Annotated in this window: 10 protein-coding genes; all 10 read left to right on the forward strand. The window is 33.4% G+C overall.

The features are described from left to right. The first annotated feature begins 409 nt into the window (after positions 1 to 409). Positions 410 to 2,239, forward strand: coding sequence for a polysaccharide biosynthesis protein (locus tag BKP57_RS15095; protein WP_072741869.1), 1,830 nt, complete (start codon positions 410 to 412; stop codon positions 2,237 to 2,239). Positions 2,240 to 2,260: 21 nt separating this feature from the next. Beyond that, a complete protein-coding gene (gene galU / locus BKP57_RS15100; protein ID WP_072741870.1) occupies positions 2,261 to 3,148 on the forward strand; it encodes a UTP--glucose-1-phosphate uridylyltransferase GalU in 888 nt (295 codons plus the stop codon). Between the two features lie 29 nt (positions 3,149 to 3,177). Further along, a complete protein-coding gene (locus tag BKP57_RS15105) occupies positions 3,178 to 4,395 on the forward strand; it encodes a DegT/DnrJ/EryC1/StrS family aminotransferase (protein WP_257786688.1) in 1,218 nt (405 codons plus the stop codon). A gap of 53 nt (positions 4,396 to 4,448) precedes the next feature. Beyond that, a complete protein-coding gene (locus BKP57_RS15110) occupies positions 4,449 to 5,069 on the forward strand; it encodes a sugar transferase (RefSeq protein ID WP_072741872.1) in 621 nt (206 codons plus the stop codon). Position 5,070: 1 nt separating this feature from the next. Next, a complete protein-coding gene (locus BKP57_RS15115) occupies positions 5,071 to 6,261 on the forward strand; it encodes an ATP-grasp domain-containing protein (RefSeq protein ID WP_083547283.1) in 1,191 nt (396 codons plus the stop codon). Between the two features lie 23 nt (positions 6,262 to 6,284). Beyond that, positions 6,285 to 7,490, forward strand: coding sequence for an ATP-grasp domain-containing protein (locus tag BKP57_RS15120; protein ID WP_072741873.1), 1,206 nt, complete (start codon positions 6,285 to 6,287; stop codon positions 7,488 to 7,490). Positions 7,491 to 7,871: 381 nt separating this feature from the next. After that, the gene (locus BKP57_RS15125) at positions 7,872 to 9,047 is read left to right on the forward strand and encodes a glycosyltransferase family 4 protein (protein ID WP_072741874.1); all 1,176 of its coding nucleotides are present in this window, start codon (positions 7,872 to 7,874) and stop codon (positions 9,045 to 9,047) included. A 1-nt stretch (position 9,048) separates the two neighbouring features. Continuing rightward, positions 9,049 to 10,203 carry a glycosyltransferase gene (locus BKP57_RS15130; RefSeq protein ID WP_072741875.1) on the forward strand — a complete coding sequence of 385 codons (1,155 nt, stop codon included), beginning with the start codon at positions 9,049 to 9,051 and terminating at the stop codon, positions 10,201 to 10,203. A 90-nt stretch (positions 10,204 to 10,293) separates the two neighbouring features. Next, positions 10,294 to 11,550, forward strand: coding sequence for an O-antigen ligase family protein (locus tag BKP57_RS15135; protein ID WP_072741876.1), 1,257 nt, complete (start codon positions 10,294 to 10,296; stop codon positions 11,548 to 11,550). Between the two features lie 546 nt (positions 11,551 to 12,096). Further along, a complete protein-coding gene (locus BKP57_RS15140; protein WP_072741877.1) occupies positions 12,097 to 13,377 on the forward strand; it encodes a lipopolysaccharide biosynthesis protein in 1,281 nt (426 codons plus the stop codon). Positions 13,378 to 13,403 lie beyond the last annotated feature (26 nt).

The following is a 13,403-nucleotide window of genomic DNA, read 5'->3' on the forward strand; positions in this document are numbered from 1 at the left end:
CTTAGTGGATTCCTTCCCAAAAAAACGTAAAATTGTAGGTAGCAGATGAATTATAAGTTGTTCATTATCATACGCATACACATCGAATAATCGCTATCCGATTAAACAGCATAAAACCGTGCTGTTTTTAAAAACGTTTTGCTGTACTGGCTGTTTTTAAGAAAATCCTTAGTTTATATACGCAGATATACATGATTCGTATCTTTTATATAGTTTGGCCATGTTTAGAACTAAACAATATTTTTAAAATGTCGATATAAAAACATTACTAGACAAATAACTTGAGTTTTTTAGGGATGAGAATTTTTATAAGAATATAGCCGTACAAGAACCATTACAAAAAACGCCTAAGAAGTCATCTCCAAAACTTTAATCACAACAATGTAATCAGACAGGAAGGAGCATTCATATGGGGTACAAATCCAGGCTGGGTCTGTTAATTTTGTTAGACTCGGTAATCGTCACGACAGCCATTTTTATTGCGTCGTGGGTCGTATACCCTTATACATCTGTTGTCAGCATGGACGCAATCGTTATTAGCGCAATAGCACTTCTAGTCTTTCATCATGTGTTTGCGTACATATTTAAGCTGTACAACAAAGTATGGGCCTATGCCAGCGTTGGTGAATTAATTGCCATCGTGCAGGCTGTAACGTTTTCTGTTATTGGAGCAGCTATTGTGCAATACATAGCCAATGATTTCAGTCTTTACAAGCGAGCACTGCTCGTTACATGGATGTTACATATTATATTTATTGGTGGTTCACGATTTATGTGGCGCATTTTACGCGACCGATACATAAAAGATGACCGTGACCATAAACGGACACTTCTCGTAGGTGCTGGGGCAGCGGGTGCGATGATTGCTCGACAATTACGTGATCAGAGCCAAGAAGCAGAGCTTTGTCCAGTTGCGTTTGTCGATGATGATTTAACGAAACAGAAAATGCAATTATATAATATTCCTGTAAAAGGAAGGGTACGGGATATTCCACAAATCGTTGGTGATATGGAGATAGAACATATCGTTATTGCGATCCCGTCGCTTCGTAATGGTCAATTGAAGAAAATTGTCGACTTTTGTAATCAAACAAATGCAAAAGTGCAAATGATCCCGAAACTTGAAGATTTAATGACCGGTAAAGTTACCGTCAGCAGCTTGAAAAATATTGAAGTCGAGGACCTATTGGGACGCGAACCCGTTCAGCTTGATATTCATGCGATTTCTAAATATGTGACCGACCAAACGGTTATGGTTACTGGTGCAGGTGGGTCAATCGGTTCCGAAATATGTCGGCAAGTTATGAAATTTTTCCCAAGCAAAATTATTTTAGTAGGTCATGGTGAATTCAGCATTTATTCGATTGATATGGAATTACGCGGGAAATATCGTGACGCAGGCATTGAAATTATCCCGGTTATCGGCGATGTTCAGGATCGTGACCGCATGTTTGAGATTATGGAGATGTACAAGCCTCGTATTGTCTATCATGCAGCAGCCCACAAGCATGTCCCATTAATGGAACAGAACCCACATGAAGCAGTAAAAAATAATATTATCGGTACCAAGAATGTCGCGGAGGCTGCTGATACATTTGGTATACATACATTCGTATTAGTATCGACGGATAAGGCGGTCAACCCGACAAATGTCATGGGAGCTACAAAGCGCATTGCGGAAATGGTTATCCAAGATTTATCGGCACGTAGTAAGACGAAGTTCACCGCTGTTCGATTCGGAAACGTATTAGGAAGCAGAGGCAGTGTTATTCCGCTTTTTAGAAAACAAATTGCCGATGGCGGTCCAGTTACTGTGACTGATCCAAAGATGACTCGCTATTTTATGACGATACCGGAAGCTTCCCGTCTTGTTATTCAGGCTGGAACTCTAGCTAAAGGCGGCGAAATTTTCGTCCTTGATATGGGTGAGCCTGTAAAAATCGTTGACCTAGCAAAAAATTTGATCAAGCTATCCGGCTATACGGAAGAAGAAATTCCAATTGAATTTACTGGTATCCGACCGGGTGAGAAAATGTACGAGGAACTGCTTGGTGAAGATGAAGTGCACTCCGATGCGGTTTATGAAAAGATATATGTCGGCAAAACGTCCGAAGTCGACCAAGACGTGATCAACGGAATGATCGAAACGTTTGAAAGCTATACACGCAAAGATTTAAAAGATGCACTCATGGAAATAGTATATATGGAACATGCCTATGTAACAGTGAAAGGCTCGTAATATAAGAAGGGGGATTTATTCATGCGTACAATTAAAAAAGCAATTATTCCAGCTGCAGGATTAGGAACGAGATTCCTTCCAGCAACAAAAGCAATGCCAAAAGAAATGCTGCCAATTGTTGATAAGCCAACGATTCAATATATCGTTGAAGAAGCTGTCCAATCAGGTATTGAAGACATTATTATTGTTACTGGAAAAGGAAAACGCGCGATTGAGGATCATTTTGATAACAATTTTGAACTGGAAGATAACTTGATAAAAAAGGAGAAGTTTGATTTACTGGAAAAGGTAAAGCATCCTTCCAAGGTCGATATTCATTATATTCGTCAAAAAGAACCAAAAGGATTAGGTCACGCCGTTTGGTGTGCCCGCAAATTTATCGGCAACGAGCCGTTCGCCGTTTTACTTGGTGACGATATCGTCCAAGCTGATACACCTGGACTTCGCCAGTTGATCGATCAATTTGAAGAAACCCAATCTTCTGTTGTCGGTGTACAGCAGGTACCAGATAGCGAAACGCACCGCTACGGGATTGTTGATCCAAATACGATTGAAGGACGTCGCTACCAAGTGGATCACTTTGTCGAAAAACCGAAGCAAGGAACAGCACCATCGAACTTGGCGATCATGGGGCGTTACGTTTTAACACCGGAAATTTTCACCTTCCTTGATAAACAGGAAATCGGGGCGGGCGGAGAAATTCAATTAACCGATGCGATTCAAAAGCTAAATGAAGTGCAAAACGTCTACGCCTATGACTTTGAAGGGAAACGCTATGATGTTGGTGAAAAGATAGGTTTTGTGAAGACGACCATTGACCTAGCGTTGGAAAATGAAGAGATACGGGAAGAACTGTTGAAGTATTTAGTGGAGAAAGTACAGGAAGAAAAAGCGTCGACAATCCAATAACTACCTATAGGATGGAAAGGATAATTGAATTGAATACAAATAAAATGCAAATACCATTTTCACCTCCTGATATAACTGATGAGGAGATAACAAAAGTGGTAAGCACATTACGATCAGGATGGTTAACTACTGGTCCTAGAACAAAAGAATTAGAAAATAAAATAGCTGAATATATCGGGGTAGAGCGGGCGGTTTGCTTAAATTCAGCTACGGCTGCAATGGAATTAACATTGCAACTTCTAGGTGTTGGCCCGGGGGATGAAGTCGTAACAACAGCTTATACATATACTGCAACAGCCTCTGTTATTCATCATGTTGGGGCTAAAATAGTTTTAGTAGATACGGCTCCTGACTCTTATGAAATGGATTACTCTAAATTAGCAGAAGCCATTACAGAAAAAACTAAAGTAGTAATCCCAGTTGATATAGCTGGGAAAATGTGCGATTATGCTAAGGTTTTTGATGTAGTTGAAAGCAAAAAAAATTTGTTTCAACCGAAAAGTGACCTTCAGGCCACATATAATAGAGTCATTGTAATGGCAGATGCTGCTCACTCTTTTGGAGCAACAGAAAACGGAAAAGTTTCTGGTCAGCTTGCTGACTTTTCATGTTTTTCTTTCCATGCTGTTAAAAACCTGACTACTGGCGAAGGGGGAGCAGTTGTTTGGCGTAACAAAAAAGGTCTTGATAACGATTGGATCTATAAGCAATATATGCTATTGAGCCTTCACGGACAATCCAAAGATGCTCTTGCTAAAACTAAAAAAGGATCTTGGGAATACGATATTATTTATCCAGCTTACAAATGCAATATGACAGATATAATGGCAAGTATTGGGCTAGTGCAAGTTGAAAGATATAGTGATTTGTTAAAACGGCGTAAAGAAATTGTTGATATGTATGACAGTGCATTTTCGCCTTTGGGATTACAATCTATTAAACATTATGGTGATACATTCTCTTCTTCAGGTCATCTTTATTTGCTCAGAATACCTGAAATTGGGGAACAACGGCGTAATGGTTTTATTGTGAAAATGGCTGAAGAAGGCATAGTTTGTAATGTGCATTATAAACCTTTACCAATGTTAACTGCTTATAAGGATTTGGGATTTGATATAAGAGATTATCCGAATGCATATAACATGTATAAGAATGAGATTACATTACCATTACATACTTTGTTGAGTGATTTTGATGTAGGTTATGTAATAAAGGTTTTAACCAATCTTACTCAAGAATTAATTTAAAAATTAAAGATCTACAACATAAAAGAATATTTTAGTAGAATGGGGGGATAAAAATGTACCAAAAATTAATTAAAAGACTTTTAGATATATTTGTGAGCTTATTAATGCTTCCAATTATTATTATATTAATTATAATAATATCACCGATCATATATTTCGAAGATAAAGGACCAATTTTTTATAATGCTGGAAGAAGAGGGTTAAACGGAAAGATCTTTAAAATGTATAAGTTTAGATCCATGTATAATAATGCACCTGACATAAGAAATAAAGATTTGTCAACTTATAATAGTGATTATGATCCACGAGTAACAAAGGTCGGCAATTTTTTAAGGAAAACTTCTTTAGATGAAGTTCTTCAATTCTTAAATGTGTTAAAAGGGGATATGAGCATCATTGGTCCAAGGCCAAATTTGACTTCAAAGCCTTTGGAATCATTTAATTATATAGAACGCAAAAGAATTACAATAAAGCCGGGGATAACTGGTTATAATCAGGCTTATTTTAGAAATTCAATACCTCAAGAGGAAAAGTATATTAATGATTGTTATTATGTGGATAATATATCGTTTCTACTAGATTTTAAAATAATTCTACAAACATTTAAAACAGTGTTTACGCATAAAAATATTAATTCAAATAAAACTGATAAAGATAAGGGACTAGGTAATTAAAATGTCTAAAAATAAAAGAATACTTATTGTTGGGGGATCTTACCTGCAACTACCGGCTATCATAAAAGCAAAAAAGCTTGGTCTAAAGGTTGCCGTCGCTGATTATAATCCTGATGCGATAGGGGTATGTTATGCTGATAAATATTACAACGTAAGTACGGTAGATGAAATAGGAATCTATCAAGTTGCAAATGACTTTTGTGCTGATGGAGTCATTACTTTGGCAACAGATATGCCTATGCGCGCCATAGCTTACACATGTGAAAGACTTGGTTTAACAGGTATAACATATGACACTTCCATAAAAACCACAGACAAAGGAGAAATGATTAAGGCTTTTGAAAACAACGGAGTGGACCATCCTTGGTATTTTATTTTAAATGATGTTAACCAAGTTGAAAACATTGAAAGTGATATTACTTACCCTTGTGTTAGCAAACCATTAGATAGTTCTGGTAGTAGAGGGGTAGTTTTAATTGAAAACAAGGATCAATTAAGAGATTCTATTAAATACAGTTCCTCGTATGGTAGATCACCTGGTATCATAGTTCAAGAATTTTTGTCTGGCAAGGAAGTTAGTGTAGAAATATTAGTACAAAGAGGAGTAGTGTATATCTTATCTATTACTGATAAACTGACTACTGGCCCCCCGCATTTTGTTGAGATTCGCCATAGCCAACCAAGTATGATAGATAAAGAGATTGTAAAAAGAATTAAACAGGTTGCTACTAGTGCTGTATTGGCAGTGGATATAACGGATGGGCCTGCTCATGTTGAGATTATGTTAACAAATAGTGGACCGAAAGTTATTGAACTGGGAGCAAGAATGGGTGGTGATTTTATAGCAAGTCACCTTGTCCCTGCTTCAACTGGCATAGATATGATTAGTAAAGCAATTAGTATAGCTTGCGGTGAAAAAGTTAATATTGTTCCGAAATTTGAGAGAGGTAGCTGCATTCAGTATATAGTAGGTAGAACCGGGGTGGTCAGAGAAGTTAATGGGCAAAAAGAGGCAAGAGAGGTTAAAGGAGTAATAGAGACAGAAATCTTAAAACAAGTTGGAGATAAAACTTTAGGAATATGTAATAGCCATGACAGATTGGGATATATAATTGGACAAGGCGCTACTGCGATAGAGGCAATAAAAGTTTGTGAAGAAGCCACAACTTATATAGACTTAGAAATAGAATAAATTTTAATGAAGGAGGAACTTCTATGTTTAAGAATAAGCGTTTATTAATTTTAGGTGGCGGTAGAGGACAAGTTGGTCTAATTAAAACTGCAAAAGATATGGGTGTTTATGTAATTGTTGGTACAAAACCAGGTGATAATTTACCAGGACTCAGATTTGCAGATGAAGTAAGCTATATGGATATTTCAGATCCAGATAATGTACTCTTAAAAGCAAAAGAATTAAACTTAGACGGCATAGCTACAAGTTGTTTAGATACTGGTGTTACTGCATTGGGGAGGGTTTGTGATAGGTTAAATTTATCGGGTTTATCAGAAAGAGCAGCATTACGGTGTCAAGATAAATTAAAGATGAAGAAAGCATTAGTTGACAGTGGAGTCAACACGGCTAAGTATTATAAAATTTCTTCAGAGGAGCAACTTCAAGAAAGTATAGGTAAATTAAATTTTCCAGTAATTATAAAAGCTACAGATTTGCAAGGCAGTAAAGGGATTTATATTGCTTATAATGAAATAGAAGCGCTTGATGGATTTCAAAAATCAATAACAGAAACACAAAAGGATTTTTGTATTGTAGAAGAGTTTATTGATGGCTGGGAATTTGGTGTACAATCTTTTATAGCTAATGGAGAAATCTTATTTGTAATGCCACATGGAGATGATACATATGTTAGTCACACCGCTATTCCTGTTGGTCATCATATACCACTTGAATGTACAAAAGATATAATGGATCAAGCTGAAAATTGTGTACGTGAAGCTATAAAGGCACTTGAACTTGATGATTGCGCTGTTAATGTTGATTTGATTGTAAAAGATGGTAAAGTCTACATAATTGAACTTACTGGTCGAGTTGGTGCAAACTGCCTACCAGAATTGGTTTCTATTAATTTTGGAATAAATTATTATGAGATGATTATAGCAATAGCTCTAGGTATTGATCCTAGAAACATTTTCAATGACAATGAAATAAAATCTAATGCAGGTTTGGCAAAGATGCTGTTTTCAGAAAAAGAAAGTGGAGTTCTTAAAAGTATAGAGTACAATGGCTATATAGATGAGGAAATTGTGGATATTTCTTTTTTTAAACGCCCTGGTGATAAAATTAATGCCTTTGAAAACTCAAATGATTGTATTGGTCAGGTGATTGTAAAAGGAAAGACGCTAGATGATTGTAAGCAAAAAGTAGAAAGGGTAGTAAAGGAAATTAATATAGAAATATACCGCTGAACTTATATGTCTGCGATTAGGACCTTTATTTGGGTCATACTTTTATTATAGCTTTGCATAAATCATTACATATTGTTCCAAATGTGATGTGTTTAGTCTCTTTTTAGCAATTTACTTTATCTATCCTGCTGTGAATGTTAGGTTTAATTTTTAATTTAGCAAAACCAACCTTGTATTTTATCAATCTTTTTTATATGAGTTGTTATAGGCAACATAAAAACTTTTGGGTTGCAACTATATATACTTTTCTAGATGATATTATATTCTATGGTAATAAATTCCAGTAAAAGAGTCGTGTTTAATTAAGGTTAGGACATAAGGATATATACATTTTTATTAATTTAATGTTTTGAGTTGTGAGTAATTGGAGTGGATACTAAGATGAAACTTCTAGTTATAGGGAGAAGCTATCCTGAAGTTGAAACCGGGATGGTTGGGATTTTTGAGTATGAACAAGCTAAAAGTGTATTGAAAAATAGTGAAAATACTATTAAAGTTTTATATACATTTTGTGATAATCGTTCTGTTCTAAGATTAAGAAAGTGTAGAAGTATTACTAGATATGATGACGGTATTTTTACCAAGGGGGTTTACTTTCCAATAGGGGGATCACCCCAAAAGATATTTGAAAAAATAAAAACAAAGATGTGCATCAATATGGTTAGGAGACTTATTAATAAAGAGGGAAAACCGAATATAATTCATATCCACTTTCCTATTATAACATTAACTCACGGTTTTTGGGATTATTTACAATCTTTAGAAGTTTCAATAGTCATTACTGAACATTATTCTAGGGTGCAAAACAAAGAATTAACCAATCATCAAGTAGACTTATTAAGAAAAATTTCTCTTGGAGCTGATAAATTTATCTGTGTAAACAACATTTTGCCACAAAGTATAAAAGAATTGACCAAGGTAAATAGGGAATTTTTAGAAATACCAAACGTGGTTTCTAAAAACTTTGTGTTTGAGAACAATAAAGACAAAGAAAATGGAACATACCATTTTATCTCTATAGGTAGATTAGTTAAAGGAAAGAAATTTGATTTACTAATTGATGCTTTTTATCAAAAGTTTAAAGATATCGATAATGTAGAACTGATAATTGTTGGTGGGGGAGAAGAGTATAAAAATCTAAATAAGAAAATAAATTCTTTAGGTATGGAAGGAAGAATAAAACTAACAGGCTTTTTAAATCGTGATGAAACTGCCCTTTTATTAGAAGGATGCAATTCATATGTTACTGCTAGTGCATTTGAAACATTTGGAGTTCCTGTAATAGAAGCTATGTCATGTGGAAAGCCAATTATTGTTGCAAACAATTCTCCATTAAAGCAATATATTCAAGGTAAGAGTGGTTTAATGTTTGAAGTTAACAATGTTACAAGTTTAGCTAATAAAATGGAGGAAATGTATAATAAAGATCCTATTATAAATTCAAAAAAAATAGCTGATTTAGCATTTAAATATTTTAGTGAAGAGGCAGTTGGTAAGAAATTATTTTCTATATACCGTAGCTGCTTTAACGACAAAAAACAGGTTAGTGAGGGGTAAAATGAAGATACTTATTGTTGCACCGTTTTTCCCCCCGAGTGCTACAGTAGCCATTGTAAGAATATCTAGTTTGGTTCACGCTTTACTGCATCGAGGGAATGAAGTTGTGATTTTAAGAAATAAATATTATGAACAAATAAATCAATTATCGAATAGCGATAAAGAATTAATCAACTTAAGAACATATACGGTCGAAGTAGATCAATCTGTGAGGTATTTTGAGGCCAGTAAACGTTATAAAGAAATTTTTAGACGCATTATGGATAATGAAAAGTTTGATATTGTGTTTATCACAGCTGGACCCTATTATACTATTCCCTTATGTGAAATTTCTAAAAAAGAATACAATACTAAATGCATTATAGATTATAGAGATTTATGGCTATTTGATGTTAGGAATAAATTGGATTTCTTAAAGCCTTTAAATTTAGTAAAGAAGATGATTTATTATCCAATTGAGAGAAGAAATATAAAGCAAGCTGATTTAGTTATTACCGTTACGAAGCAATGGAAAAACATATTGAAAAAAGCTTATAACATAAAAAAAATTGAAGTTATCGAAAATGGTTACGATGATGAAAAATTAAATAAGGCAAATACAGTAATAGATTTTCCTTACCAGGACAGGTTTGTAATATCTATTTTCGGTAAGCTCTCTTATTATTCAGTTGAATATGGTATAAATTTTTTTAAATCTATGAAGTATCTTAATGACAAATACCCTAACTTATTAGTACTTCATATAGGTTTACCGGAAAAAGAAACGAAAAAAGCTATAGAAGCAAGTGGATTTAATTTAAATAATTATATAAATACTGGATTTCTTAAATATACAGAAGGAATTGAATTACTTAAAAGAACAGATATATGTGTTATTATCGACATTAGAAAAAGCGCAATGGGGACTAAATTTTATGACTATGTATTTATTAATAAGCCACTAATATATTTCGGAAAAAAGAATTCTCAATTGGATTTATTAGTTAAACAATTTGAAAATGGTTTTTCGTGCTACAGAGAAGATGAGGTTATAGAGGCCATTACTAGAATTAAGGAAGAAGATATAGAAACATTAACTCATAATGTGAATATAAAAAAATATGCTAGGAGTAAACAGAATAAGAAATATATTGAATTAATTGATAAACTATTTTAATTTATATATGTTTAGAGAGATATGTTCTCTTAACAATATCTTAAGTCAGTTATAATCAATCTAACTTTGATAAAACAGTGGAGTGTTTTAATGAGGAATATTAATTTAAGTGTTAAGAAGATATTATATATAATCATCATTTACCCTTTTTTTAAACCATATTTTTTCTCAACGATGGGTTTAATGCCATATGTTAATCAAGCATTATTCGCTATGTCTCTAATTTTAATTGTCTTGCTCCATCTGAGGAAATTACCAAGTATTTACATAAATGGTGGTATGTGTTTCATACTACTTTTTTATACTTTTACATCCATATCTACTTTTTTAAATGATTCAATAAGTACGGATTTTTTATCGTTTATGGCTTTTGCAATCGGCTTTGGCTTATTACTTAATTATTCTCTTATAAGTAAAAAAGACTTTTCTTATTTTCTTTTTGCTATTTACTTTCTTTTATACATATATGTGTTGACTAATTTAATTGCAATGTTTTTATTTCCAAACGGGATACCTTCGATAACGGATAATATTGCGTCTCCTCAGTATATTTTTGGAAATACTAATAGTGCTATAAAATTATTATTGCCAGGACTTTGCTTTGCGTTCTTATATGACCTAATTAGTTTTAAAAAATTAAGAAAAAGAAGTTGGTTATTATTAATACTAGTATGGATAACAGTAATAAAAAGTTGGTCTGTAACTGCAGTATTTGGCTTAATAATATTTACCTTCATTATATTATATAAGAATTCTGGTAATAAAAAATTTGTTTTAAGTTATCATAACTCACTTGTATTTTCATTAATAATATTTTTAGTACTAGTGGTGTTTAGGTCTGAAAATAGTTTTATAGTTAATATTGTAGAAATATTTGGGAAGGATGTAACTTTTTCAAATAGAGATGTATTATGGCTTAATGCAATTGATAGCATTAAGAGTACTCCCATTTGGGGGTACGGTTACCAAAGCGAGGATATAATATGGAAACATATTGGAAATCGGTATGGTTCTCATAATTATTATTTAGACACCATGTTTAGAGGCGGATTAATATCAATATCATTCTTGATACTAGGTTTAATAGTTTTCGGAAGGAATCTCGCTAAACAAGAAAACACCTCTGTAAAGCGTGTATTATTAGGTACATGTGGTGCATATTTTCTAATGTGGATTGCGGAACCTTTCCAGTCTACAGAATATCTTATGCTATCAATCTTATTTGTGTTGATTTCTCGCTTAAATATTGTTGTATCGTACTATTACGGAATTGAAAAAACTACTTCCCTTCATGATAAAATAGAAAGTAGGGAAGCACAATTCGAAATGGTACCTAAAAAGACTTGAATTTATTATAATATGATAACGTGATTCTCCTTAAAATTATTTTATTTCCAAGTATGTGATTAAACCCACTGCTCTAGACGGTATCCACTATTAGCCTTATTTTTAGCTGTCCATACTAAGATATAAGTTGAAAAGTGTGGACGGATATTATGTGGAGAAATAACATTAAGAACAAGGGAACCAATAAGACAGTGGTTGTGAAATAAGAGGAATAACAATCTTACAAGGAAATGTTGGAAAAGATCATATTCATTTACTACTATGTCCATCCAGTCTTGACAAGTAAAATCATGCAAAACTCAAAAGGGAGGTCTCCTCTAGATTACTTCATAATCAATTTCCAGAGTTGAAAAAGAGGTACTAAGGATAGCATTTGTGAGCAAGAGGTTATTTCTCTGTGCGACAGTAGGCAACGTATGTGAAAAAGTGATAAGAAACTAAATAATGAATCAGTTTAATGAAGAAAAGGAGCTATGTATTTCCAAATAGAAAATTGAGGAATAGTTCCCAATAGTTTTTATTCACCCCATTTTGAAGGAGTAGTATATGAAAAAAAAAATTAAAAATATCTTTAGTTCAGAGTTTGTAAGAAGTGTTTTAATAATGGCTAGTGGTGCTGCTGGTGCTCAGGCTGTTGCTATGGCACTCTCTCCGATTATTACAAGGCTTTACGGTCCTGAAGCATATGGAATTATGGGTACGTTTATTTCAATGGTTAACATTATAGCCCCAGTTGCCGCTTTAACATATCCAATTGCAATTGTCTTACCAAGAAATGACTTGGATGCAAAAGGTATAATACGTTTATCACTAATTATTACAAGTGGTATATCAATTCTTTCCTTTTTTGTAATAACTATATTCAAACAACATATTATAACACTATTTAATTTAAAAGAAATTTCGTCTTTTCTTTACTTAATTCCATTAGTAATTATTTTTGGGGGAATAATGCAAGTATCTGAGCAATGGTTAATTAGAACAAAACAATTTAATATAAATGCTCGTGTTACATTCTGGCAGTCTGTAATAATTAATAGTAGTAAAGCTGGTTTGGGGCTAATCTATCCTTTTTCATGGGTGTTAGTTATGTTTACAGCTTTAGCAAATGGCTTAAAAGCTGCCATGATGATATTTTACATAAAAAAATCCACTTATAAAAAAGTTTATTCTAAAGAGCAAAATAGAAAAAGTATAAAAGACCTTGCTAAAGAGTATTACGATTTTCCCGCATATCGAGCGCCAGAGGTATTCTTAAATGCAATATCAAACGGGTTACCTATTCTTATGCTAACAGGACTTTTTGGAACTGCTGCGGCTGGTTTTTATTCAATAGGAAGAACAGTCCTATCTTTGCCCTCTCTTTTAATTGGTAATGCTGTAGGAGATGTTTTTTATCCCCGGATTGCTGAGGCAGAAAAGAACGGAGAAAACATAACTATACTTATAAAAAAAGCAACAATATCCTTGGGGTTAATAGGGCTCGTGCCATTTGGATTAATTATATTATTTGGACCAGTATTGTTTAGTTTTGTCTTTGGAAGTGGTTGGGATACAGCTGGTGAATATGCAAGGTGGATAGCATTATGGAGTCTATTTGCTTTTATAAATAAACCTAGTATAAAAGCTCTACCAGTCTTGCACGCTCAGAGATTTCAGTTATTTTATACAATCTTTATGTTAATTATGAGAATAGTTGCTCTGGTAGTTGGATACTTGTTTTTTTCAAGTGATATAATTTCAGTTGCATTATTTGGAGTTACCGGGGCAATATTAAATATAGTTCTAGTTATGATAACTATAAGGATAAGTAAAAAACATAAGTAATATTTGATTTAAAAGGATGTTGTTAA

The sequence above is a fragment of the Virgibacillus sp. 6R genome (genome assembly GCF_001895305.1).
GTDB lineage: Bacteria > Bacillota > Bacilli > Bacillales > Amphibacillaceae > Virgibacillus > Virgibacillus pantothenticus.